General features: G+C 41.7%; 25 protein-coding genes. 18 read left to right on the forward strand and 7 right to left on the reverse strand.

Annotation, left to right across the window (positions count from 1 at the left end; translation table 11 throughout):
- Positions 1-300: 300 nt before the first annotated feature.
- The 3 genes from ydfG to WDV75_RS10100 all read left to right on the forward strand — a co-directional run bounded on the left by ydfG (position 301) and on the right by WDV75_RS10100 (position 1,777).
- A complete protein-coding gene (gene ydfG, locus WDV75_RS10090; protein ID WP_273557643.1) occupies positions 301-1,047 on the forward strand; it encodes a bifunctional NADP-dependent 3-hydroxy acid dehydrogenase/3-hydroxypropionate dehydrogenase YdfG in 747 nt (248 codons plus the stop codon).
- 64 nt (positions 1,048-1,111) lie between these two features.
- Entirely contained in the window at positions 1,112-1,468 is a 357-nt protein-coding gene (locus tag WDV75_RS10095) for a DUF1283 family protein (RefSeq protein WP_273557642.1), read from the forward strand.
- 30 nt (positions 1,469-1,498) lie between these two features.
- A complete protein-coding gene (locus tag WDV75_RS10100) occupies positions 1,499-1,777 on the forward strand; it encodes a DUF1161 domain-containing protein (RefSeq protein WP_337927161.1) in 279 nt (92 codons plus the stop codon).
- Positions 1,778-1,840: 63 nt separating this feature from the next.
- On the opposite strand, the gene bioD is transcribed toward WDV75_RS10100, so the two are convergent.
- The 3 genes from bioD to WDV75_RS10115 form a co-directional block, all read right to left on the reverse strand.
- On the reverse strand, positions 1,841-2,509 hold the full coding sequence (gene bioD / locus WDV75_RS10105; protein ID WP_273557639.1) for a dethiobiotin synthase: 669 nt from the start codon (positions 2,507-2,509) through the stop codon (positions 1,841-1,843).
- 128 nt (positions 2,510-2,637) lie between these two features.
- Positions 2,638-3,837 (reverse strand): sugar metabolism global transcriptional regulator Mlc, encoded by a 1,200-nt coding sequence (gene mlc, locus WDV75_RS10110; protein ID WP_273557638.1) that lies wholly within the window; start codon positions 3,835-3,837, stop codon positions 2,638-2,640.
- Positions 3,838-3,979: 142 nt separating this feature from the next.
- Positions 3,980-4,900 (reverse strand): LysR family transcriptional regulator, encoded by a 921-nt coding sequence (locus WDV75_RS10115; RefSeq protein ID WP_273557637.1) that lies wholly within the window; start codon positions 4,898-4,900, stop codon positions 3,980-3,982.
- Between the two features lie 132 nt (positions 4,901-5,032).
- Between WDV75_RS10115 and WDV75_RS10120 the strand changes: the two genes are divergently transcribed.
- On the forward strand, positions 5,033-6,307 hold the full coding sequence (locus tag WDV75_RS10120) for an MFS transporter (protein WP_420497493.1): 1,275 nt from the start codon (positions 5,033-5,035) through the stop codon (positions 6,305-6,307).
- Positions 6,308-6,350: 43 nt separating this feature from the next.
- Here the strand turns inward: WDV75_RS10120 and WDV75_RS10125 are convergent, their stop codons facing one another.
- Positions 6,351-6,983: a helix-turn-helix domain-containing protein gene (locus WDV75_RS10125; protein ID WP_273557636.1), complete on the reverse strand. Its 633-nt coding sequence runs from the start codon at positions 6,981-6,983 to the stop codon at positions 6,351-6,353.
- Between the two features lie 230 nt (positions 6,984-7,213).
- Here WDV75_RS10125 and tus point away from each other — a divergent pair, with 230 nt between their 5' ends.
- A complete protein-coding gene (gene tus, locus WDV75_RS10130) occupies positions 7,214-8,140 on the forward strand; it encodes a DNA replication terminus site-binding protein (protein ID WP_273557635.1) in 927 nt (308 codons plus the stop codon).
- 61 nt (positions 8,141-8,201) lie between these two features.
- On the opposite strand, the gene fumC is transcribed toward tus, so the two are convergent.
- Positions 8,202-9,596: a class II fumarate hydratase gene (fumC, locus tag WDV75_RS10135; protein WP_273557634.1), complete on the reverse strand. Its 1,395-nt coding sequence runs from the start codon at positions 9,594-9,596 to the stop codon at positions 8,202-8,204.
- A 172-nt stretch (positions 9,597-9,768) separates the two neighbouring features.
- On the opposite strand from fumC, the gene manA reads away from it, so the two are divergent.
- From manA to add, 3 genes are all read left to right on the forward strand, one after another.
- A complete protein-coding gene (gene manA, locus WDV75_RS10140; protein ID WP_273557633.1) occupies positions 9,769-10,941 on the forward strand; it encodes a mannose-6-phosphate isomerase in 1,173 nt (390 codons plus the stop codon).
- A 117-nt stretch (positions 10,942-11,058) separates the two neighbouring features.
- On the forward strand, positions 11,059-12,522 hold the full coding sequence (locus tag WDV75_RS10145; protein ID WP_273557632.1) for a YdgA family protein: 1,464 nt from the start codon (positions 11,059-11,061) through the stop codon (positions 12,520-12,522).
- A 75-nt stretch (positions 12,523-12,597) separates the two neighbouring features.
- The gene (add, locus tag WDV75_RS10150) at positions 12,598-13,599 is read left to right on the forward strand and encodes an adenosine deaminase (RefSeq protein ID WP_273557630.1); all 1,002 of its coding nucleotides are present in this window, start codon (positions 12,598-12,600) and stop codon (positions 13,597-13,599) included.
- A 28-nt stretch (positions 13,600-13,627) separates the two neighbouring features.
- Here add and WDV75_RS10155 read toward each other — a convergent pair whose 3' ends face one another.
- Entirely contained in the window at positions 13,628-14,617 is a 990-nt protein-coding gene (locus WDV75_RS10155; RefSeq protein WP_273557629.1) for a bile acid:sodium symporter family protein, read from the reverse strand.
- A 50-nt stretch (positions 14,618-14,667) separates the two neighbouring features.
- Positions 14,668-15,708 carry an oxidoreductase gene (locus tag WDV75_RS10160; RefSeq protein ID WP_273557628.1) on the reverse strand — a complete coding sequence of 347 codons (1,041 nt, stop codon included), beginning with the start codon at positions 15,706-15,708 and terminating at the stop codon, positions 14,668-14,670.
- Between the two features lie 167 nt (positions 15,709-15,875).
- On the opposite strand from WDV75_RS10160, the gene WDV75_RS10165 reads away from it, so the two are divergent.
- The 10 genes from WDV75_RS10165 to WDV75_RS10210 all read left to right on the forward strand — a co-directional run bounded on the left by WDV75_RS10165 (position 15,876) and on the right by WDV75_RS10210 (position 26,209).
- Positions 15,876-16,316, forward strand: a complete 441-nt coding sequence (locus tag WDV75_RS10165; RefSeq protein WP_273557627.1) for a DUF2569 domain-containing protein — start codon at positions 15,876-15,878, stop codon at positions 16,314-16,316.
- A 117-nt stretch (positions 16,317-16,433) separates the two neighbouring features.
- Positions 16,434-17,015, forward strand: a complete 582-nt coding sequence (gene rsxA / locus WDV75_RS10170; protein ID WP_189760139.1) for an electron transport complex subunit RsxA — start codon at positions 16,434-16,436, stop codon at positions 17,013-17,015.
- A complete protein-coding gene (gene rsxB / locus WDV75_RS10175) occupies positions 17,015-17,638 on the forward strand; it encodes an electron transport complex subunit RsxB (RefSeq protein ID WP_273557626.1) in 624 nt (207 codons plus the stop codon). The genes rsxA and rsxB overlap by 1 nt, the downstream gene beginning before the upstream one ends.
- Positions 17,631-19,877, forward strand: a complete 2,247-nt coding sequence (rsxC, locus tag WDV75_RS10180; RefSeq protein ID WP_273557625.1) for an electron transport complex subunit RsxC — start codon at positions 17,631-17,633, stop codon at positions 19,875-19,877. The genes rsxB and rsxC overlap by 8 nt, the downstream gene beginning before the upstream one ends.
- Before the next feature lie 12 nt (positions 19,878-19,889).
- On the forward strand, positions 19,890-20,969 hold the full coding sequence (gene rsxD, locus WDV75_RS10185; protein ID WP_273557624.1) for an electron transport complex subunit RsxD: 1,080 nt from the start codon (positions 19,890-19,892) through the stop codon (positions 20,967-20,969).
- Positions 20,970-20,982: 13 nt separating this feature from the next.
- A complete protein-coding gene (rsxG, locus tag WDV75_RS10190) occupies positions 20,983-21,609 on the forward strand; it encodes an electron transport complex subunit RsxG (RefSeq protein WP_273557623.1) in 627 nt (208 codons plus the stop codon).
- A 2-nt stretch (positions 21,610-21,611) separates the two neighbouring features.
- On the forward strand, positions 21,612-22,316 hold the full coding sequence (locus tag WDV75_RS10195) for an electron transport complex subunit E (RefSeq protein ID WP_273557622.1): 705 nt from the start codon (positions 21,612-21,614) through the stop codon (positions 22,314-22,316).
- A gap of 13 nt (positions 22,317-22,329) precedes the next feature.
- Complete coding sequence (nth, locus tag WDV75_RS10200; protein ID WP_189759558.1) at positions 22,330-22,962, forward strand: endonuclease III; 633 nt, start codon at positions 22,330-22,332, stop codon at positions 22,960-22,962.
- 677 nt (positions 22,963-23,639) lie between these two features.
- Positions 23,640-23,978, forward strand: a complete 339-nt coding sequence (locus tag WDV75_RS10205) for a hypothetical protein (RefSeq protein WP_273557621.1) — start codon at positions 23,640-23,642, stop codon at positions 23,976-23,978.
- Positions 23,979-24,271: 293 nt separating this feature from the next.
- Positions 24,272-26,209 (forward strand): exoribonuclease II, encoded by a 1,938-nt coding sequence (locus WDV75_RS10210; protein WP_273557620.1) that lies wholly within the window; start codon positions 24,272-24,274, stop codon positions 26,207-26,209.
- Positions 26,210-26,213: the final 4 nt, after the last annotated feature.

Genomic DNA, 26,213 nt, shown 5'->3' on the forward strand with positions numbered 1-26,213 from the left:
TTACTCGCATACTATGAATAAGTAACTATATATACTAATTCAACTTCAAATTGCAGCTTGCAAATCAATGTGATTGTTTATAAATAGGTTTTCATAATACTGAGAGTATCAGATGTTGAGGTTCCTTCTTCAAGATATGTGTGATTTCATATAGTTCTGTAAATTGCAACTTGAAGTTGCATGTATATATTAAAAAAATAAATTAAATGCAAATGAAACAATTTAACCTTGACTAATGAGAAACAAATTTCTCTAATAATATGGATATTATGATAATAATTCACAGATAAGAGGATAGTTATGATTATTTTTGTGACAGGTGCAACTTCGGGTTTTGGTGAAGCAATTGCAAGAAAATTTATCAAACATGGCTCCATCGTCATTGCAACAGGACGCCGTAAAGAGAAATTAGATCAGTTGAAAAATGAATTGGGTGAGAACTTCCACCCCATCCAACTTGACGTGAGAGATCGCACAGCAATCGAACAAACCGTTCAACAATTACCAGATAACCTACGTCATGTAGACGTTCTTGTGAACAATGCAGGGCTTGCGTTAGGGCTAGAACCCGCTCACCAAGCTAACCCTGATGACTGGGAAATAATGATTGATACTAATACGAAAGGATTAGTGAACATGACGCGGGCTTTGTTGCCTAATATGGTACAAGCCAATCATGGACATATTATTAATATTGGTTCCACCGCAGCAAGTTGGCCCTATGCAGGCGGTAACGTATACGGTGCGACTAAAGCCTTTGTCAAACAATTTAGTTTAGGGCTGAGAGCTGACTTACATGGGAAGAATATCCGAGTCACCGATATTGAACCTGGTCTGGTTGGAGGAACCGAATTTTCTCATATTCGCTTTAAAGGCGATAAAGAAAAAGTTGATAAAACTTATGTCGGCGCCGATGCATTAACGGCGGATGATATTGCCGAAGCAGTATTTTGGGTTGCTAACCTGCCTTCTCGCGTCAATATTAATACATTGGAAATGATGCCCGTTTGTCAGTCATTCGCAGGTTTAAGCATACATAGAAACTAATGCTTTTTTAGCAGATTCGCTAAATGGCTTAGTCTTATAGTTTAAGTAATAAAGAGGTTCAAAAATGAACGTTCGTTCTTTGATTGTTAAAAGTGTTTCTGCTGTTGCTCTGGTATCCTCCCTCTTTTGGCAGACGTCCGCCTTCTCTACGCCGTGTGCGTCAGAAAGTACGTGTGTAACCATCAATGGTGGAGAAACTTCCTTAAGCAAAGAAATGGCTCGTCAAAGCAAAGAAGAATGGGATGAACAGAGAAAATTGCGCCATAAAGCGGACAAACGTAAAGAAAAAGAGTTTGATAAGTATGAAGCGGAAGCTGATAATCGTGAAGCCTGTTTAAAAAGTGTCGATATTAATGCTTATTGGGAACCGAGCACAAAACGTTGCCTGGATATCAATACGGGCCGCCCGATTAAACCTTGATAAAATCAACGCCGACATCAAAATAAGGAGATGATAGTGAACAAGATCCTACTGACCGGAGCTTTGTTTTTTGCGCTTTCTTCCTTTACAGTGCAAGCTTCACAAAAGATAACATGTGAAAACTTGAAAGAAGAGATTGCGCAGAAAATCATTAAAAATGGTGTTTCAGCAACGGATTTTAGACTTGACTTAGTTCCTAGTGATCAAGTCACTGAAAACAATACGGCAAGTGGAAAAGTTGTTGGTCATTGTGATTATGGCAAACAAAAAATAGTCTATGTCCGTCTTTCTCATGATAAGAAAGGCTGAGAGCAATATTCTTGCTAATTTTCGAAAAAGGGAGCGTAATTTGCTCCCTTTTTACTTCTTGTTTTAATCGTCAATTGCCAGTATCGCAGACGTATCCAGATAGCAAGATAAATCGCGTTCTTCTGGCCTTAAAAGATAAGGTATTTCTCCCAATTGCGGAGCTGGTATGTGACGCTGTAACCTTTCCAATACCTTGGCGTAATGCGCTAATCCTGGATTGATGCGATTAGCAATCCAGCCAATCAGGGGTACACCATCATTCCTGATGGATTGCGCCGTTAGAATAGCATGGTTGACACAGCCGGCCTGAATACCAACAACCAAAATGACAGGAAGTTTTTCTTGTACTACCCAATCAGAATAAAACGTTTCATCTTCCAGTAACACACGCCACCCCCCGTTACCTTCAATGATGACGCGATCTGCTTTATAGCCTAAATTTCTTAGCCCTTTCGTCATTTGAGTAAAATCAGCACGATTTTCTTTTTCATAACTGTTTTCCCAAACAACAGGATTGATTTCTTCATAATCCACTTGTACCGGTGAAGATTTATGTATGACTAAGGCATCACGATTACGTATTCCCTCCGGAGTTTCATGTTTTTCTGTCGCAATAGGTTTATATCCTACAGCGGTTGTTCCATCACGATTAAAGACTTGCAATAATGCGCGGGTAACAACTGTTTTACCGATGTTGGTATCCGTGCCTGTAACAAATAAGCGCGTTAACATAAATTCATTTTTCCGTAATAACAGAATAGATTGACCGGTTACTTACTCTCTTTAGCGAGCAAGGCTAGAGTGTAGGAGATGTGTTTAAGGCAGGGGTTGCGTTAGCTCAATGTTTTGCGTGATGGGGGCTATCCTTGCATTAGCTCAAGCAGTAATTCACCGTTATACAATGCCTGTTTAATTAAGGCTGCCGCAGGTAGTGTGCCTGTATTGTTAAATTGAGTAGCCACAATATCAACTTGTTGGCTATAACCAGGAAGTGAACGTTGTGTTATCTGTTGTTGAATGGCAGGATAGAGAATATGTTTAATGTTGTTCAGCGGCGAACCAATCAGGATCCTTTCGGGGTTAAAGATATTGACCATAATCGCCATGATGCGCCCGATTCGTTCTCCTGCATCACGAACCAATTCTGTTACCCGTGGATCTCCCTCCATAACGGCCTGACAAAATGAATCAATTGTCACGGAGTCAGCTTGGCTTTCTGTCTGGGCGTGAAATTTTTGCAAAATTTTTTTGATACCCACCACAGTTTCAAGACAGCCGATATTGCCACAGTAACAATGTTCGCCATTAGGTTCGATTTGAATATGCCCAATTTCTACGACACTATGATTTCCTGCATGGAGCATTTGTCCTGCTGTCATAACTCCTGCGCCAACATTGTCATCTATAACAATCTGGATAAGATTCTGGTAGTTTTTCCCTGCTCCATATAAAGATTCTGCGATTGTCCATGCGGCTATGCCATGTTGCAGAAAAATTGGTAGTCCTGTGCGTTGATGTAAAAATTTTCCCAGAGGAAGATCGTGGATATCGTAGTAGGGTGAACTATGGATAATCCCATTTACCGGATCAACTATCGCATTGATAGTAATACTGATGGCTGTTAAACGTTCCAGAGCAGATTGATGATACAAAAAGAAGTTATCAATCTCATTAACGATGCAATCTAAAAAAGAACAATGCTGAGACACAGAAAATACTGATTGCTTTTCAACGACAAGATTACCGCTCAAGTCACGAAGCCCAATGACAATATGTCCTTCATCAATACGAATACATAAAAATTGCCACCCTTTACTATCTACCTTCAACCCAACAGCAGGACGACCTCTAAAACCGAGATCAGGAAATTCAGTTTCTTTCACTAAATGTGCATCAATGAGTTCCCGTGTGATTTTAGTAATACTGGCCGGCGCTAATTGAGCTTTTTTGGAAAGTGCGGTACGCGAGATAGGCCCATATTGATCAATTAACCGATAAACCAACCCAATGTTAGTTTGTCTGATCTGGTCAATATGACTTGGTTGAACATCAACACTCACCTCGCCTCCTGCATTTAATTCACGCTGCTAAAAAATTAATAATGACGATTATGTCTCTGTTTAAATGAGAAGATATCCGTTTAAGGTAGAAATGTGATCTTTCACACGAACTTATCGTGATTATTACTTTTGATGAACAATTTCATCTACTAGCTTCATCCACAATGTTTGAAATCAGGAGATGAGTTAACCGATCCGCCGCAGCGCTGTTATTGTGATTTTTATGTTTAACCAGCCAAACTTCGGAGTAAGCAGGGTTGTTTGCTAAAGGCAAATATTGAACTCCATCCAGTTTCATTCGAGTAAACGATTCTGTAATAATGCTTACCCCTAATCCCGCAGCGACTAATCCTAATATCGTCATTGCCTCTCCCGCTTCTTGGGAAATCGTTGGAACCACTCCTACATTAGCCAATAAGGAAATAATTTCATCATACAGTGCCGTTCCTACATCGTGCTCAAAAAACACCAGTGGATAGTCAGATAGCATTTCCAAATTCACCCCTTCATTAGCGTACTTCAGCAGAGGATGATCATCATATACGGCCAACATAAAACGCTCGCGGAAAAGTAACTGATGCTCCAAATTATCGGGCAATGACGTATTACGCATAATTCCTATATCGATTCTGCCTGTCTGCAAAGGTGCTATTTGCTGTTTGGTATTCATTTGATGCATATGGATGGCGACGTCAGGATAACGTTCCCGAAATTGACGTAAACTCAGTGTTACTTTTTGTATAAAAGGTGTGATAGATGTAAAGCCAATCGATATCTCCCCCAACTCCCCTTGCTGCATTCTGGCAGCTTTGGTTGCTGCAGCATCAACCTGGGAAATGATTTGATATGCTTCCTGAAGAAACATCTGTCCGGCAGGTGTTAGATTAACATTCCTGTTATTACGCACCAGTAACTTGGCATTTATATTTGTTTCCAGCGCTTGGATCTGCTGGCTTAATGGGGGTTGTGAGATATTCAATCGTTCTGCTGCACGTCCAAAATGCAACTCTTCTGCCACAGCAATGAAGTAACGTAAGTGTCTGAGCTCAATATTAGCAGTCATTGTTTATGACCTCATTGATATTTTTAACATATCATTTTGAATGATTAATATATTAGACAAAATATTCATGAATTTCTATCCTTGATCCACATCAAGTAATTAACGTTTGTTTTACCTAGATAAGGAAGTAACGTGAATACAATCCAAAGCGTCAGTGAAAAATCAGCAGTCTCTGACGTCGAAAGAGATGTTGAAAACACAGTTAATCATGGATACAAAGGTAAACAGCCTTACATTCAACGTGAAGATGCTGTATACCTGCGAGTCACTCTCTCGTTCTTTGCCGTAGGACTGGCAACATTTGCATTACTCTATTTTGTTCAACCCATTTTGCCAATTTTGTCAGATGAATTTGACATCTCGCCAGCCAATAGTAGTTTGGCTTTATCCCTGTCCACTGGGATGTTATCCCTCGGTCTATTAATAACTGGCCCTTTATCCGATGCACTTGGCCGTAAACATGTCATGGTAGTATCACTCATTGCTGCCGCCATTTTTACTCTCCTAAGCTCTGTTGTAACAAGTTGGCACGGGATTTTGGCTATGCGCGCACTGGTGGGGTTATCATTAAGTGGTGTTGCTGCTGTCGCGATGACTTATTTAAGTGAAGAGATCCATCCCAGTTATGTAGCTTTATCTATCGGCCTCTATATCAGTGGTAATTCAATAGGGGGAATGAGTGGACGTTTGATTGCTGGTGTGATCGCTGATCACTATTCATGGCGGATTGCCGTTCTCTTACTTGGTACATTTGCTTTAATCTCCGCTCTTGCGTTTTGGAAGATGTTACCGGAATCCAGGCACTTTAAATCCAGCTCATTAAAACCTAAATCATTACTTATCAATTTGAAGCTACACCTGCGTGATCAAGGTCTTCCCCTGCTCTTTGCCGAAGCTTTTTTGCTTATGGGAAGTTTTGTCACTATGTTTAACTATATTGGTTATCGGTTATTAGAAGCCCCTTATCATTTAAGCCAAACTATAGTTGGTTTATTATCTATCGTTTATTTAACAGGAACTTACAGCGCAACTAAAGCTGGCGGATTAATAAGTAAGCATGGAAGAGGAACAGTATTGTTAGCCGCTATTAGTATGATGTTAATAGGTTGCTTAATCACCCTATTTTTCCCTATCTGGGCGGTAATACTGGGAGTGATGATATTGACAACAGGCTTCTTTGCCGCTCATGCTGTTGCTAGTGGATGGATAGGACAGAGAGCCAAGCGCGCCAAAGCACAAGCTTCATCACTCTATTTATTCTGTTATTACTCCGGTTCCAGTATTGCAGGAACATTAGGTGGAATATTTTGGTTCTATTTTGCATGGAATGGCGTTGCTGCGTTTATTTCATTATTAATGATAGTTGCTATTTATTTAGGCTTAAAACTCAATAAATTACCAAAATAATAAAATATAGCTGCCGGCATAAATGAGAAACGTCGGCTTATTATTAATAATAGGATTCAATCGGTAACACTAAAACTTTTGTTAAATATCCATCAATAATTTCAATGCATCCATCTTTTTTTAGAGTAAGTAACACGCGTTGTATACAACTGCGTGAAAGTGTGCATCTTTGTTCTATATATTTAATTACCGTAATATTTTCTCTGAATTCTGTCGGTAAGGTCATCAGGCGAGATAACAAACTACACACGATTTCCTTATTAGCATGACGGAAGAGGCTAATATCTCTGGCATATAAGAAAGCTATTTTATAGGAAATTATTCTCATCCACTCTCTATAGAGATCATGCTTCTTTATCGTATTCAATGCACTAACCCTGGGAATTTGATAAAGTTTACAGCTTTCCCCCAGCTCAATGGAATAATAGATTTCTGCTCCAGAATAGAAAGATAATCCGATAATGTAGGGAGAAAAAAGTGTCGCGATGATTAAATCGTCGTTGATTCTGCGCATATTGATATATCCTTGATCTAATAAAAAAAACTTAGCAAATTCACTTTCTATTTTAATCACCTTTTCTTGAGGTGATAAATCAGCTGTAATCAATTCGGCGTATGGTAACAATGCATCGATCACTTTCTTAAAGGAATTCACTGGCTTAACTAATCTTTTCATAGGTAACGACCTTGGTGTATGCCCCACTCTATCAATCATCTAATTTCAAATTAATATGTTACCTGTTTTTTATCACAATGTTAAATTATTTCGCAATAAGCATTTTCTTTTTTAGTTAGCTTTTGTGGTAGTGTGTGGTGGATTTTTTGGGGAGTTGGTTTTATATTACAAGTATGTTGTAACTAAATAAGTCGTCGTATGCTCGCCGGAAATTTGGGTTAAGAACAATTATGAATAAGTATTTTTCAATAGAATCACTGACAACTTGCTTTAAAAAACAAGAAGAAAAGCTATCTGAACTGATTGAGTTGTTAATGAGTTACAGGCTTATTGATGCCCGGGTATTTGAATTACCGAAAATCGAAAAAGGTGAAGAACATGAACAAATAACCGAAATTATGGTCAGTCCGCTACAGGGAAATGAAGCGCTCAATGTAGGATTACACTTCTATCAGAAGCTATTCATACACCATAATAATCCGAATGTCAGCAGTAAAGCGGCTAGCCGCCTGCCTGGTGCCTTGTGTTTTGCGGTTAACCACCCGCAATATAGAGAAGCAATGGCAATCATTAATGAAGTAAACCAATTAAAAATAGAGTTAGAAAATATCGTTACCAAAGAATCAGGTATCAGCAAAGAACAACGTTTTGAATTTGTTCATGATCATTTGCGTGGCCTTATTACCCTGAATGCCTATCGCACTATCACTCCTCTATTAAATCCCGACTCCATTAATTTTGGCTGGGCTAATAAAAACATTATTAATAAAGTCACCAAGCAACAAATTCTGGAAAGGCTGGAGAAAAGCTATAATGCGGGCAGAGCAGTCCCTCCCTACTCCAGTGATCAATGGGCAGCACTGGTAGCATTGGAGATTACAGATATAAAAAAATTACCCGATGATGTGGTATTGAAAATTAAACGGCCAGTAAAAGTACAACCTATTACTCGTGTATGGTATTCAGAAATACAAAAGCAAGTCCAATATGCTTGTCCGGTTCCTGTGATTGTTTTCTACACAGAAGAAAGTGAAATCAAACCCAAACTCGGCAATTTGTCCAATTACAATGCCAACGCAATTAAACATAAGTATAAACCCAAAGCGCAGCCACTTGAGTTGGTCATTCCCCGCTTACATCTCTACAAAGAAATCTAAGAAATAAAAAACCGGAGTAAATGCTCTCCGGTTTTTTTATGTTACATGCGTATAGCAAGCATTACTTCATGCTGCCAACCATATCTTCTGGACGAACCCATGCATCAAATTCAGCTTCAGTTAAATACCCTAACTGAAGTGCTGATTGTTTCAACGTCAAACCTTCTTTATGTGCTTTTTTAGCAATTTCAGCCGCTTTATCGTAACCGATATGAGTATTTAATGCCGTTACCAGCATCAGTGATTCATTCAGCAATTGGGTGATGCGATCACGATTAGGTTCAATACCAATAGCACAATGCTCATTGAAACTACGCATACCATCCGCCAGCAAACGAACAGATTGCAGGAAGTTATGGATAACCATTGGGCGGAATACGTTCAGTTCAAAGTTACCAGACGAACCGCCAATATTAATGGCCACATCGTTACCCATCACTTGGGCACATAACATGGTCATCGCTTCACACTGAGTTGGATTGACTTTGCCTGGCATGATGGAGCTGCCTGGTTCATTTTCAGGAATGGAAATTTCACCAATACCACAACGAGGGCCAGAAGCTAACCAACGAACATCGTTAGCAATCTTCATCAATGATGCAGCCAAACCTTTCAATGCACCGTGTGAATGGACCAGAGCATCACAAGTTGCCAGGGATTCAAATTTATTTGGCGAAGTAACAAAAGGATGGCCAGATAATTCAGCAATTTTCTGCGCAACCCTGACGGCATATTCAGGGTGAGTATTCAGACCAGTTCCTACCGCAGTTCCTCCCAGGGCCAGCTCACACACATGAGGAATACTCTCTTCAATGTGTTTCAAGTTATGCGTTAACATAGCTGCCCAGCCGGAAATTTCCTGGCCTAAAGTCAATGGCGTTGCATCTTGTAAGTGAGTACGACCAATTTTTACGATATCTTTAAATGCTTCCGCTTTATCTGCCAGCGTTTTTTGGAGTACGTTTAACTCTGGTAACAGATGCTCACGTAATGCAGTAACTGCTGCAACATGCATGGCCGTTGGGAAAACGTCATTAGAGCTTTGGCTCTTGTTAACATCATCATTAGGATGAATCAGACGTTCATTGCCCCTTTTACCACCAAGGATCTCACTACCACGGTTCGCCAACACTTCATTCATGTTCATGTTGCTTTGAGTTCCCGAACCGGTCTGCCAGATAGCAAGAGGGAATTCTGTTGGATGTTTGCCTTCTAACACCTCTTTCGCCGCAGCGATAATTGCTTCACCACGCTCTTTAGGTAGAAGGTCCAGATCCATATTAACGCTGGCCGCTGCTTGTTTAGTCAATGCAAGGGCATGAATCAAGGCAACAGGCATTTTTTCCTGAGAAATGCGGAAATGCTCCAGTGAGCGCTGAGTTTGCGCCCCCCATAATTGGTCAGCAGGTACTTCGATAGGTCCCATTGAGTCTTTTTCAATGCGAGTGGCTGCCATTACTATCTCCTTAGCACACAGAATAATTGAATACGCCGGAACAAACTTTGCAGATAAATTAGTCGGCATTTTTATATCATGCCATAAATTTATTATCGATAATGCGACCTAACCGTGTTTATTGTATTGTTGTCATATAAATAAGTGACTTTTTATTATAGGAAATTCCGCCATGCTGAAAATGACCAACAAAATCCAACATTATGACTGGGGAAGCAAAACCGCTCTGACGGATATTTATGGTATCGAGAACGCGGATAATCAGCCGATGGCAGAGCTATGGATGGGCGCACATCCAAAATGTAGTTCACAGGTAACAGATCCTCAAACGGGTGAAACTATCGCCTTAAATATTTTGATCGATAAAGAACCAGAGAAATACCTTGGAGAAAAAGTAGCCCAGCAATTCCAACGTTTGCCTTTCCTGTTCAAAGTATTATGTGCAGCTCAACCACTGTCTATTCAAGTGCATCCTGATAAGACATCAGCAGAAATAGGTTTTGCCAAAGAAAATGCACAAGGGATACCGTTAGACTCAGCACAACGCAACTACAAAGATGATAATCACAAACCTGAATTGGTCTATGCGCTGACGTCATTCAAGGCCATGAATGCTTTTAGACCGTTATCTGAGATCGCACAATTATTGGATTATGTTTCTGCCGCGCATCCAGATATTCAAACCTTCCTCCAGCAACCAACTGAACAAAATCTGGCGTTTCTGTTTTCACAATTATTGAATATGCAAGGCGAACAAAAACAGTTGGCGATGGCGGTCTTAAAGTCAGCATTAAACTGTCATCAGGGCGAGCCGTGGGATACCATCAAAAACATGACCTCATTCTATCCCGATGATAATGGGCTGTTTGCACCACTCTTACTCAATGTCGTTGAACTTGAACCCGGTCAGGCGATGTTTCTATATGCTCGCACACCCCACGCCTATCTTGATGGCGTTGCCTTAGAGGTTATGGCCAATTCTGACAATGTGTTGCGTGCTGGTTTAACCAGCAAGCATATTGATGTCCCTGAATTAATGGCTAATCTGGATTTTATTCCAAAAGCTGCCGATACTTTGCTAACCGTGCCAAGGCAGGAAAAAGATGCGCTGAATTACCCTGTTCCTGTTAATGATTTTTGTTTTTCTGTTTATTCTGTTTCAGAACAACCAATCTCATTGGAAAATGATGCAGCATCGGTTCTATTTTGTATTGAAGGGCAAGCAGTGATCAGCACTGATAAACAGCAGTTGAAATTACTTTCAGGTGAATCAATTTTCTTGCCTGCTATTGAAAAAGCCGTCACTGTTTATGGTAGGGGAAGAATAGCCAGAGTATCTAATTAATTTGATTAGATTCATATGGTTATGATTAATCTTTTATTGGCAGTTAATCATATTTTGACATAAATACAAAACGCATAATACGTCTATGTATACGCGTTAAAAGGATGGGATCTCCACATGAAAAAATCGTTAGTTGCAGTAAGCGTTGTTGTTGCTCTGGGTGCTGTATGGACAGGAGCATCATGGTATACAGGTAAGAAACTTGAAGATCATTTAGATGGCTTCATAAAACAGGCAAACACAGAACTGGCAAAATCGTTTCCTGAAAGCGGTATAGAATGGCAAGCAAAAGATGTCAAACGAGGTATTTTCAGCTCCGATGTCCGTTTGATCCTAAACATCAAGAATGGTGTAAAAAATGCCGATATCCCACCAAATGAAGAAATCATTTTTAAATCGACAATCGATCATGGGCCATTTCCGATCTCTAACTTGAAGAGATTCAATCTGATCCCCCAAATGGCCTCTGTCCACGCAGAACTGGAGAAAAGTGATGCGTTGAAAAAACTATTTAATATCACAAACGAAAAATCGCTGTTTAACTTAGATGCTAAAGTCAGTTATAGTCGTGCGCTCTCTGCTAACATTGATCTGATCCCTATTAATCATACGGAAACGACTGAAAATAATGACCAACGGGTTCTGTCATTTTCAGGTGCAAAAATCCGTGCCGACGTCAATCGTGATCTCAGTGAATTTTCCTTCACAGTCAAAAGTGATGAACTGTCTTTCAGTGATCCGACCAAAAAAGAGTCAATTGCACTGAAGGGTATTGATTTTAAAGGGGATAACAAAAAAGGAAAATTCGATATCTATACCGGAGATCAAAGCTACAGTATTGGCGAATTCAGCATGAATGGAATTCCTAATGAGCCAGATATCGCTCTTAAAGGAATAAAAGTGACATCCAATTTAGGTGAGGATAAAGACAATCTGAACATCAAAATCGTTTATAGCATTGATGGTGTAAAGATTAAAGATATAGAGTTTGGCTCTGGTAAGTTAGCTCTGGGGATGGAAAAACTTGATGGCCCGTCTGTGCGTAAATTTACCCAAGCCTATAATGATGCGGCAGAAGCAGCCTTGACTACGGATCACGTATCTTATGATGCGACTTCCCTGGCGATCCTCAGTAACTTACATCTTCTCCTGAATAACAATCCACAATTCAGTGTTTCTCCTTTTAGTTGGAAAAACAGCAAAGGTGAAAGTTCAGTGGATTTCAACCTCTCCTTACAAAATATTCCAGAGGATAAAAGTGCATTGCAACTGATGGGACCAGAAGAAATGATTCATACCCTGGTTCAAGAGTTGTCTTTGCACATTAATGTACCGAAAGCCATGTTGATAGAATCTATTGCGCAGTCAGCAATGCTAGATGGTCAGGATAAAGATACCGCAGAAGCTCAGGCAGAACAGCAAGTTGAGATGATCATCCAAAAAGGGATTGAATACAAAATCCTGACTGATAAAGACGGTATCATTGGTCTTAACTTCCTCTATGCCAATGATAAAGTCAAATTAAACGACAAAGAGTCCAACTTACATCAATTCCTGCTTGATAATGGCCTTGCAGAATAGTGTTTTCTCTTTCTTGCCAGTCAACACGTTGGCTGGCTTTTTGCGTACATAAAATTTAATAAAAAGGATAATAAAATGATTGACATACAGCTTCCACTGACCGATCTTCACCGTCACCTTGACGGTAATATCCGTCCTGAAACTATTTTGGATCTTGCGCGTCAACATAATATCCCACTCCCAGCTTATGAGCTGGAAGCATTACGTCCGCATGTCCAAATCATTGAAAATGAGCCTAACCTTGTCAGCTTCCTGCAAAAATTAGACTGGGGTGTGACTGTACTTGCCGATTTAGAAGCTTGCCGCAGAGTCGCCATTGAAAACGTTGAAGATGCGGTCAATGCGGGTCTTGATTACGCTGAACTGCGTTTCTCTCCTTATTACATGGCAATGAAACACCAACTTCCCGTTGAAGGCGTCGTGGAAGCAGTAATCGATGGCATTCACTCAGCAAGCCAGCAACATGATATTCAGATCCGTTTAATTGGTATCCTGAGCAGAACATTTGGGGAAAAAGCGTGCACCGAAGAACTCGCTGGACTTCTTGCTCATAAACAACATATCACTGCATTAGATCTGGCTGGTGATGAATTAGGCTTCCCCGGTCATCTCTTTGAACAACATTTTATCCGAGCACGTGACGCAGGTTGGAATATTAGCGTACATGCAGGTGAAGCCGCAGGTGCGGAAAGCATCTGGCACGCTATTCGGGAATTGGGTGCAACTCGTATTGGCCACGGAGTCAAAGCAATCACTGATCCAGCCCTAATGGATTATTTGGCTAAACATGGTATCGGGATTGAATCCTGTCTGACATCAAACTTGCAAACCAGCACAGTCAGTTCCTTACAAGCTCACCCGCTGAAACAGTTCCTTGAACACGGGATCCTAGCATCAATCAATACAGATGATCCGGCAGTAGAAGGCATTGAAATTCGCCATGAGTATCACGTTGCTGCGCCAGCAGCGGGACTGTCTCCAGCGCTAATCCGACAGGCGCAGATTAATGGCTTGGCAACTGCATTCCTTAGTGACGCAGAAAAACAGGCACTGAAAGCAAAAGTCGCCAACCGCTAAGAAACATTATTTGTTCCAAAGGCAGAAATTATTCTGCCTTTTCTGTTTTTAGGCGCTGCGCATAACGTTGAGCAAGGACAGCACAAACCATCAGCTGGATCTGATGGAAAATCATCAACGGTAACAGCATCACACCAACCATTGACGCGGGAAATAATACGTTCGCCATTGGTACACCATTCGCCAGGCTCTTCTTCGAACCACAAAACACAATAGTGATTTCGTCATCTTTGCCAAATCCCAGCAAACGCGAGCTATATACGTTAATGAGTAGTACGATAGCTAATAAAACACAGCAGACGATCCCAATCATAAGCAATGAATAGGCATCGATTTTATGCCAAATACCTTCCACCACCGCCTCACTAAATGCAACATAAACCACCAGCAAGATAGAAGAACGATCTGTCATGTTGACCAATTTCTTATGTTTTTCTACCCAACTGGCAATCAAAGGACGCGATAAATGTCCGGCGATAAAAGGCACCATTAACTGCAAGATAATATCTCTTATCGCTTTCCAGGTATCGGTTTGAGCCCCTCCTTCTTGAGTTTGGATCAAAAAACCAACCAACAATGGAGACAGGAATACACCTAACAAGCTTGAGGCGGAAGCACTGCATATCGCCGCGGCAACATTTCCCCCGGCAACGGAAGTAAAAGCGATCGCTGATTGCACCGTGGCAGGCAAAGCACAAAGATAAAGAAAGCCCATATAAACTGTTGGTGACATCCACTCTGGCACAATGAAACGTAATACCATTCCCAGTATGGGAAACAGAATAAACGTGCTGGTGAAAATCACCAAGTGCAACCGCCAATGCCCTATCCCTGCCAAAATGGCATTACGGGATAATTTCGCACCATGCATAAAAAATAATAACGCGATAGCGGCCGTAGTTAAGTATTGAAACCACTTCTTAGCTTCACCTTCGCAAGGAAAAAACGATGCAATGATGACCACAGCAATTAATGTCACTAAAAAAGGAGCGATTCTTAATTTTTGCAACACGTTCATCAACATAAGCCCCCTTTACCCACCTGCCACTGTTTAATTAGTCAATTAAATTAGTCAATTAAGATTGTACGCTGTTCTTTTGCCGATTTTTCACCGGCTTCAATAAGCTTCATAATCAAAATAGCTTCACTGGCCGTCACGGGGTTCGGTTTTCCAAACAAAATCGCATCACGAATAGCGGCATAATAAGCGCCATAATTGCCAGGTACAGTAGGGACAACTTTCGTAACCAAGCTCTCATCTTGTGACAACGTCACATAACCATCCCGTGCATCATATCCCCAGTCAGCCCGTGGCGGCCTTTCCCCTGCCTTTAAACGCTCTTCCTGAGTATCCAACCCATACTTGATATAACTACCAGTCATACCATGCAATGTATAAATAGGCGATTCTGCCGCTGCAAGCATGGTTGCATGTAATACCACTTTCAAATCAGGATAGGTGAGCTGGGCATGAAAATAATCCGCCGTCTCTGCATTTGGGCGCATCATACCCAAATCGGTTGTGATAGCTCGAGGTTTGCCAAAAAGTTGCACGGCTTGATCCAGTAAATGAGGCGCTAAATCATACCAAATGCCACTACCGGCTCCGGCGGCTTCACGCCAGCGCTGACGAACAGCGGGACGGTAACGATCAAAATGGGATTCATAATATTTTAATGTTCCCAATTTATTTTCTTTAATAATTGATTTCACCGTCAGAAAACCAGAATCCCAGCGACGATTATGGAATACAGACAGCAATAAATTAGCTTCCTCCGCTTGCTTTTTCAGCGATTGGGCCTGTTCTACCGTAATGGTAAAAGGCTTATCAACGATGACATGTTTACCTGCCGCTAATGCCTGTTGTGCCAATGGGTAGTGAGTATCATTTGGGGTTGGGATCACAATAAGGTCAATGTTGGGATCACGGAAAAGTTCCTCCGGTGAGGGAACGACTGATATCGTTGACCAGTCTTTTTTAACTTTATTTGCATCACTGCTGGAAATAGCCACCAATTCAATATTGGACGTTCCCGCAATCAATGGCGCATGGAACGTTTTACTTGCATAGCCATAACCTACCAAACCAACTTTTAAAAAATCACTCATAACTGCCTCTAAAAAATGATCGTAGTGTCGTAAACGCATAACCAGGCATCAGAAAGTATCACCACCTCTCACACGTTAGCAAATAATCCTGATTCCAGTATTACTCTCTTTTTCCTATAATTATTTCCCCAATATCAAAAACACTCATGATGGAGTGAAAACTTCTTATGTATCAGTCCAATGATTATTATCGTATTAATGGCTGGTTATTAGCGCCTGCTGCCTATCTCATCATGACATTAATTGCTGCCAGTTTGATGTTACTGTTATATATAATGACGTTTATCCATAAAAATGAAGCGATTCATCAAATAGGTGGTAGTTTTACCACCTTGTGGTATACCTCAGTATTAACCACGACAATAATGTGGTGTTTCACCGTATGGGTATTGAAGCTACTTTTTATTCGTTCGAAACGATTCCCCCGTATGTTTATTATTTGGCTGATGGTTTCCGTGCTGATAGCGATAAAAACTTTCGCCTTTTCTCCTATTTCTGATGAAATGGCAATGCGTTCCCTATTATGGCCATTACTGGCTGCTGCCGTTTTTACTCCTTATATTAAACGTTCCCATCGGGTGAAAATGACTTTCACACAAGATCGATAACATACCCCACAATTGATTGTTATCATTGCCCCGCTTCCCCACATTCAGGTGGGGAATTTCTACTCAATCTATGTAAGCAGTGTTCCATTTTCCAATATCTTATTTTCAGGTATAGCAATGACTGAATACCTTTTGTTATTTATTGGCACAGTCTTAGTCAATAACTTTGTTTTAGTGAAATTTTTGGGTCTATGCCCATTTATGGGAGTATCCAAAAAACTCGAAACTGCCATCGGCATGGGGCTGGCCACAACTTTTGTTCTGACCTTGGCTTCTATCTGCGCATGGCTGGTAAACACATTTATTCTTGTCCCGCTTGATTTGGTTTATTTGCGCACTTTAAGCTTTATTCTCGTTATTGCGGTTGTCGTTCAATTTACGGAATTGGTCGTCCGCAAAACCAGCCCGACGCTTTATCGCCTGTTAGGAATTTTCTTGCCACTGATTACCACCAACTGTGCTGTACTTGGTGTTGCATTACTGAATGTCAATCAATCTCACGATTTTTTACAATCTGCTGTATATGGTTTCAGTGCTGCCGCGGGTTTTTCTCTTGTCATGGTGCTATTTGCCGGCATTCGGGAACGCCTGGCCGTTGCCAACATTCCTGTCCCTTTTCGTGGTTCATCAATAGGGCTTATTACAGCAGGGTTAATGTCCCTCGCATTTATGGGATTTAGTGGTTTGGTGAAATTCTAATGATGTCATTATGGATTGCTATCGGCGTACTAAGCATACTCGGATTAGCCTTTGGCTTAATCCTTGGTTTTGCTGCGCGTCGTTTTAAAGTAGAAGAAGATCCGATTGTTGAAAATATCGATAATCTATTACCCCAGAGTCAATGTGGACAGTGCGGTTATCCTGGCTGTCGCCCCTATGCGGAAGCAGTTGCCAATAATGGCGAAATGATCAATAAATGTGCCCCTGGTGGAGAGCAGGTTATGCTCAAAATCTCTGAATTGCTGGGTGTTGATCCACAACCGTTAGATGGCGACGATAGTGTTCAGAATCCAGACAGGAAAGTTGCTTTCATTGATGAAGAAAATTGCATAGGTTGCACAAAATGCATTCAGGCTTGCCCTGTAGATGCTATTATTGGTGCAAACCGCGCCATGCACACCATTGTTGAAGATCTCTGCACAGGTTGTGACCTATGTGTCGCACCTTGCCCAACAGATTGCATTACAATGATCCCCGTTGCTACTACTACCTCAAATTGGAAATGGGATTTAACCACCATTCCAGTGAAAAATATTCCCGTAACACCAGATCCCACTTTGTTCTCTCCTGCTAAGTCTGTTGAGGTTAAAACCCATGTTTAATTTGCTCAACTTGCTTAACAAAAATAAAATCTGGGATTTTAATGGTGGTATCCATCCACCAGAAATGAAGTTGCAATCTAGCCGCACCCCATTACGCCATGCACCATTGCCGGATGAATTAATCATCCCCCTACAGCAACATTTGGGGCCAGAAGGCGAACTGCTGGTTAAAGTGGGCGATAATGTGCTGAAAGGTCAGGCACTAACGTTTGGAATGGGCAGAACAGTACCTGTTCATGCTTCCACATCTGGGACAATTATTGCAATTGAACCTTGCGTCACAACACACCCTTCCGGGCTGAAAGAATTATGTGTCCGGTTGCGTCCTGATGGTAAAGATCAATGGGGAGAACGCAACCCAGTCGCTGATTACACCACATTGGAAGTCAATGAAATATTACAACGCATTCAACAAGCCGGTATTGCTGGCTTAGGTGGTGCTGGCTTCCCTACTGAAACAAAACTAAAAGGTGGACGACACAATCTCAAGACATTGATCATCAATGCGGCTGAGTGTGAACCCTATATCACCGCTGATGATCGTTTAATGCAAGAACATGCGAAAGAAATTATTGCGGGTATCCGCATCTTAATACATTTGCTTAATCCAAAGCAGGTATTGATCGGCATTGAAGACAACAAACCCGAAGCAATTAATGCCTTAAACGCAGCACTTAGTGGTGATAACTCCATCATTGTGCGCGTCATTCCAACAAAATATCCTTCTGGTGGTGCCAAACAACTGACCAAGATCCTGACCGGAAAAGAAGTACCTTCTGGCGGTCGTTCTTCTGACATCGGCGTTCTTATGCAAAACGTGGGAACAGTTGTGGCGATAAAACGTGCCATTATTGACGGCGAGCCGTTAATCGAACGTGTAGTTACGCTAACAGGTGAAGCAGTCACTTCGCCTGGTAATTTCTGGACTCGCCTCGGCACACCTGTTCACTTCCTGTTACAACAAGCCGGATTTAACCCAGGATCAGAACAAATGGTCATTATGGGTGGACCATTAATGGGATTCACTTTACCTGATTTGAATGTCCCCATCGTCAAAATCAGTAACTGTATTCTTGCACCTTCGGTACAAGAGATGGAACCCAAAGTCATTGAAGAAGCGTGTATTCGCTGCGGCCTATGCGTTGAAGCATGCCCCGCCGGATTGCTGCCGCAACAACTGTACTGGTTCAGTCGTGGGCAAGAACATGAAAAGGCCAAAGATCATCATTTATTCGACTGTATTGAATGTGGCGCTTGTGCTTATGTATGCCCAAGTAACATTCCCCTGGTTCAATACTACCGACAGGAAAAAGCTGAAATATGGGCGATAGAAGCAGAAGCACGCCGATCTGCTGAAGCTAAGGTGCGTTTTGAAGCCAAACAAGCACGTATGGAACGGGAAAAATTGGCACGTGAAGAACGCCACAAAAAAGCGGCTGTTCAAGTAAATAGCAGTGATAAAAGTGCTGTACAAGCTGCCCTTGCCCGTGCGAAGGAAAAACAGGGAAATACTGGCGAATCTATTATTGTGCAGGCAGGACAATCACCTGACAATACAGCAGCAATTGCAGCACGTAAGGCCAGAAAAGAACAGTTGCGTGCTCGTCAGGCAGAAAAACAAATTACTACAAGCTTAGATATAAAGGAAAATACATCAACATCGGTTGAAGACAATGATCCGCGTAAAGCCGCCCTCGCCGCTGCGATAGCCAGGGCAAAAGCGAAAAAGGCAGCACAAAGCGGTGAAGTGACAACGTCACCAGAGCAATCTCAACAAGATAGCGGGGATGATACACAAGATCCACGCAAGGCAGCTGTTGCAGCGGCTATTGCCCGTGCTAAAGCCAAGAAAGCTGCGCAGAGCCAACCGGAATCAACTCTTCCTCACGCTGATTCTGCAAAACCGGAAGAAACCGATCCCCGTAAAGCTGCTGTCGCAGCGGCTATTGCCCGAGCTAAAGCCAAGAAAGCTGCGCAGAGCCAACCGGAATCAACTCTTCCTCACGCTGATTCTGCAAAACCGGAAGAAACCGATCCCCGTAAGGCAGCTGTCGCAGCGGCTATTGCCCGTGCTAAAGCCAAGAAAGCCGCGCAAAGCCAACCGGAATCAACTCTCCCTCACGCTGATTCTGCAAAACCGGAAGAAACCGATCCCCGTAAAGCTGCTGTCGCAGCGGCTATTGCCCGTGTCAAAGCTAAAAAAGCCGCTCAGGAAGAACAAGTAATTACAACCGAATAGTGAAATTTATCGATGAAATTTAGGCCAGTAAAAACTGACAACAACCAACTAAAAGTCGCAAGTTCGCCTTTTACACACAACCAAAAAAGCACTAGTCAGATCATGCTTTGGGTAGTTTTAGCGGCCATACCTAGTATTGCTGTCCAGACCTATTTCTTTGGCTCTGGAACATTATTCCAGATTTTGCTAGCTGTCATTACCGCATTGTTAGCTGAATCTGCTGCTATAGCATTGAAAAAACAGCTAATACTTCCCTATCTCAAAGATAACTCTGCTTTAGTGACAGGATTGCTTTTAGGTATTAGCCTGCCACCATTAGCGCCATGGTGGCTAATCGTACTCGGCACATTTTTTGCTGTCATTATTGCTAAGCATTTGTATGGCGGACTTGGGCAAAATCCGTTTAACCCTGCCATGATCGGCTATGTCGTTCTATTGATCTCTTTCCCCGTACAAATGACCAGTTGGATGCCTCCTGAATCTTTACAGACATTCACTTTAACGCCATGGGATAGCCTTATGGTCATTTTCACAGGACATACGCCAGATGGCTCAACTTTGTTACAACTGCAACAAGGTATTGATGGATTGAGTCAAGCAACACCGCTGGACAGTTTCAAAACTGGCAGGTTGACTCACAATATTGATGAAGTATTGCAACAACCTATATTACAAGGCGTTTTAGCTGGCATTGGCTGGCAATGGGTTAACGTTGCTTATTTGGTTGGCGGCCTGATCATGCTCAACCGAAAAATCATTAACTGGCAAATTCCAACTGCATTTATTTTGTCACTGGGTATCTGTGCACTGATAAGTTGGCTTTTTGATCCTACCCGTTATTCACCGCCCTTATTGCAACTCTTTTCCGGTGCCACCATGTTAGGCGCATTTTTTATTGCAACTGATCCGGTTAGCGCATCAACAACACCAAAAGGCCGTTTGATTTACGGAGCTATTATTGGCGGGCTTATTTGGATAATTCGTGTTTATGGTGGTTATCCTGATGCGGTTGCATTTGCGGTATTACTGGCAAACATATGTGTGCCACTGATTGACAATTACACCCAGCCTCGTGCTTACGGCCATAAATAGGAAAAGAGATACTATGTTAGAAACTATGCGTCGTCACGGTATTACCCTCGCAATTTTCGCGGCTTGTACGACAGGGTTAACGGCAATTGTTTATTCATTAACAAAGGATCGGATAGACGAACAGGCTGCTTTGCAACATAAGGTATTGCTGGATCAAGTTGTCCCCCCTGCTTTATACGACAATGACATGCAAAATGAATGTTATCTAGTGGCAAACAAGGCATTAGGCAATGAACAGCCTCACCGTCTTTACCTCGCCCGCAAAAAAGGCGTTCCGGTTGCGGCTGCGTTAGAAAGTACAGCACCTGATGGCTATTCAGGTGCAATTCAATTACTGGTTGGTGCTGATTTTTCTGGCGGCGTGCTGGGTGTTCGAGTCACTGAACACCATGAAACTCCTGGTTTGGGCGACAAAATTGAAACCAGAATTTCCAATTGGATTTATGCTTTCTCTGGCAAAAAAATCATGTCAAAGGATGATCGCAACTGGGCGGTCAAGAAAGATGGTGGAGAATTCGACCAATTTACCGGAGCAACCATTACACCGCGTGCCGTTGTCAATGCTGTTAAACGGACTACGCTTTATCTGGAAACAGTGCCGACACAACTTTCTTCCCTGCCAACTTGCGAAGAGAAATAATTATGAATGAAACTAAGAACCTATTTATTCAGGGGCTATGGAAAAATAACTCTGCATTGGTACAGCTTTTAGGGCTTTGTCCTTTATTGGCCGTTTCCTCTACGGCTACCAATGCTCTGGGGTTAGGATTAGCGACGACACTGGTTTTAGTGAGTACCAATATGGCCGTGTCAGCATTACGTCGCTGGGTACCCCATGAAATTCGTATCCCTATTTATGTGATGATCATCGCGTCTGTCGTCAGTGCCGTCCAAATGTTAATCAATGCTTTTGCTTTCGGACTCTACGAATCATTGGGTATTTTTATTCCCCTGATTGTGACTAACTGTATCGTGATTGGTCGTGCTGAAGCCTACGCATCAAAAAATTCTCTTTACCATTCAACAATTGATGGTCTTGCAATGGGGCTGGGAGCAACTTTCACCTTATTTGTATTGGGTTCCATGCGAGAGATTTTGGGGAACGGAACTATTTTTGATGGCGCCGATCTATTGCTGGGTAACTGGGCTAAATCACTACGTATTGAAATCATCCATCTGGACTCCCCTTTCTTGCTTGCCATCCTGCCGCCAGGTGCTTTTATCGGATTAGGTCTGATGCTGGCAGGAAAATATATCATCGATGAACGCATCAAAAATCGGGCAGAACATAAAGAACGCCAATACAACGTAGAAAAAGGCTGTGGAAGCCATATCACAAGAAGCTAAAGAGTAACCAGATATGAATCAACAAAAACGGATTGAGATACTTACCCGTTTACGGGATAACAATCCACACCCAACGACTGAGCTGGTATTTAATTCTCCATTTGAGTTACTCATTTCTGTATTGCTATCTGCACAGGCTACAGATGTCAGCGTGAATAAGGCAACGGCAAAACTGTATCCCGTTGCTAATACACCGCAGGCGATCCTTGATTTGGGCGTTGATGGTTTAAAAGAGTATATAAAAACTATTGGGTTATATAACACTAAAGCTGAAAACGTGATTAAAACTTGCCGGATATTGCTGGAAAAACACCAGGGAGAAGTACCGGAAGATCGCGTAGCGTTGGAAGCGTTACCAGGCGTTGGTCGAAAAACGGCTAACGTTGTTTTAAATACTGCTTTTGGTTGGCCAACTATTGCGGTTGATACACATATTTTTCGCGTCAGTAATCGAACACAATTTGCCCCAGGGAAGAATGTTGATGAAGTCGAGAAGAACTTATTGAAAGTTGTGCCAGCCGAATTCAAGGTTGATTGTCATCATTGGCTGATTCTGCATGGTCGCTATACTTGCATTGCCCGCAAGCCGCGCTGTGGCTCTTGTATTATTGAGGATCTTTGTGAATATACGGATAAAACCGAATAATAATAAAACCTTACTTTCTTAAATCTCTATTAGTCTGTCTCTTGGTTAATTCTTGCAGGAGACAGACCGGATAAACCATTTCGCTCCTTCCCCTATCAAAACGTATAAATATAAACAAGCTAAGATTAATTAAATCAGCCAGATAGAAAAATCTTATTGAGGAAGAGTTATAAAGATAGCCTATCTCACACAGGATCTGATAACATAAGCTGAGGCGTGATACCAAATTATTATGTCGTTCAAATCCCCTCACTCAAATGTTAACACGTCCTAATTTAAGAAAGTTAATTATGAGAAAAATAATACCATTACACGCACCAATACCTGTAATGGTTATTTATCAAAAACCGTTATTAACCTGATGTAATAAACTCACACGAAGTTAATATAAATAATCATTATACCTCCACATAATTGAATAGTTATAAACCACTTATTGCGTTATGCGCTAATAATACTGGCATCAAAAAAGAGGACACGCAGCATGAAGTTTTTTCTAAATATATTCATTGCATTTCCTTTTGATGATAATGAAAGCATATTCAATGTCGTCATATTAAAACTTAATAATAATTATAATCTTTATTATGTTACCAATAATTATGCACCTCCCTTCTTTTAATATTATTTTTTAACTAGTAAAATTGAACTAATAAACTATTAATAAAGGTGAAACCATGAAAAAAATTAAGCTTTTTTTAGTCATTATTGCGAGCATATATTTCTTCTTAGGCAATACAATGGCACATGCAGGACAACTAGAATGCACAGGAAATGATATTGGGGGATATATGCTGGGAGTAGAAATAGGTCAGGATGGATACCCATCAGTTTTTTTTATTTCTAAGGATGCCACTTCAACAGGCTATTATCTAAGTAGTTATAATAATACATCAGGGGGAAAAAACATGTTATCAGTGGCACTGTTTGCATTGGCTTCTGGTATGAAAGTTAGAGCATTTTGTGCCGATGATGGAACCGTAAGAGATTTTTTTATAAGTCCTAATGCGTGGTAATAGCCCCCTCATATTTCCACTTTCTACTACCGCGCCTCTCTTTTCAATCGTTGGTTGAATATGTGGTGGGTGTTATTTAGGTTAAGTTAGGCGCGGTGGTTTTTTGGGAAGTTAATAGTATGTTGTAACTAAATAAGTTATTGTCCATAGTTATCGTGCTTATTTGGTGTCAATTTTTGGTCTTGTGCCACAGTTTTTCCTGTTTTGATAAGATGTTACTTGCTCCATACTCTCGATTCGCGTAAAACTGTTGTCCAAAATTATCGATAATAACTCTATATTCCCCAGATATTATGTTTCAAAATAATCCGCTGCTTGCGCAGCTAAAACAGCAACTTCACGCTCAGACCCTGCGTGTAGAAGGTTTAGTCAAAGGAACTGAGAAAGGTTTTGGATTTTTAGAAGTCGACGGCCAAAAAAGTTATTTCATTCCACCTCCCCACATGAAAAAAGTCATGCACGGAGATCGGATTACTGCAGCTATCCACACAGACAAAGAGAAAGAAATTGCTGAACCTGAGTCTCTGATTGAACCCTTCCTGACTCGTTTTGTAGGAAAGGTCCAGAAGAAAGAAAATGACAACCGACTATGGATTATTCCTGATCATCCATTATTAAAAGACACTATCCCTTGCCGCCCAGCAAACCACGTTGACCATACCTTTGAAAACGGCGATTGGGCCGTAGCTGAAATGCGCCGCCATCCTCTGAAAGGTGATCGCGGTTTTCATGCCGAAATTACTGGCTATATTACCCAAGGTGATGACCACTACGCGCCATGGTGGGTAACATTAACTCGCCACGAACTGGAACGCGAAGCGCCAGCAATGACAGATTGCCCGTTGGATGATAGTTCCATCGAGCGCATCGATCTGACTGCACTGGATTTTGTCACTATTGACAGTGCAACAACCGAAGATATGGATGATGCCCTACACATCACCAAAAATGATGACGGCAGCCTAAAACTTTCTATCGCAATTGCCGATCCCACTGCTTATATCAAAGCGGGTAGCGAACTGGATAAAATTGCCTATCAGCGCAGTTTCACCAACTACCTGCCAGGTTTCAATATCCCAATGCTCCCTCGTGAGCTATCCGATGACCTATGCTCCCTGCGCCCTAATGTACGCCGCCCTGCCCTGGTTTGTCAGGTTTCAATTTTCGAAGATGGTCAATTGGGTGATGATATTCAATTCTTCTCTGCTTGGGTTGAGTCTAAATTTAAGCTGGTTTATGACCAAGTCTCAGACTATTTAGAAGGCCAGGAAGGTTGGAAACCAGAATCAGGCGCTGTGACTAATCAAATCACTCTCCTCAAAGAGATGTGTGAACGTCGCAATAACTGGCGTCTGCAAAATGCTCTGGTTTTCAAGGAACGTCCAGATTATCGATTTATCCTTGATGAAAACGGCCATGTTGTTGATATCGTTATTGAACAGCGTCGTACCGCTAACCGTATTGTCGAAGAAGCCATGATCACAGCAAACTTATGTGCCGCTAAAATTCTGCGTGATAAGTTAGGCTTTGGTATTTATAACGTCCACACGGGTTTTGAACCTACCCAGATTGAGCAGGTCGTTGAAGTTCTCAAGGAAAACGGCATTGAAGCGAATGCCGAAGCATTACTGAATCTGGAAGGGTTCTGCGAATTGCGCCGTGAACTGGATAAACAATCAACCCAATTCCTGGACAGTCGCATCCGCCGTTTCCAAACATTTGCTGAAATCAAAACAGAACCAGGCCCACACTTTGGTTTAGGATTTGATGCTTACGCGACCTGGACATCTCCTATCCGTAAATACAGCGATATTATCAATCACCGTTTGTTGAAAGCCGTTATCCAGCAAGTGGAGATAGAAAAACCGACTGAAGATCTTTGCCTGCAATTGACTGATCGTCGCCGAGCTAACCGCATGGCCGAGCGTGATGTTGGTGATTGGCTCTATGCTCGTTTCTTGCAACCTCATGCTGGTACAGATAAAACCTTCCCGGCAGAAATTATCGATATCACCCGTGGTGGCCTGCGAGTTCGATTGGTTGATAACGGTGCCATTGCTTTCGTCCCTGGACCATTTTTGCATGCTGTTCGTGATGAACTTCAATGCAGTCAAGAAACAGGTTCCGTATTGATCAAGGGTGAAACAGTTCATCGCCTGAACGACATCATCAATGTCCGTATTGAAGAGGTCAGAATGGAAACCCGCAATATTGTGGCACGCCCTGTATAGACAC

Origin of the sequence: Xenorhabdus griffiniae, from assembly GCF_037265215.1 — a bacterium.
Lineage (GTDB): Bacteria > Pseudomonadota > Gammaproteobacteria > Enterobacterales > Enterobacteriaceae > Xenorhabdus > Xenorhabdus griffiniae.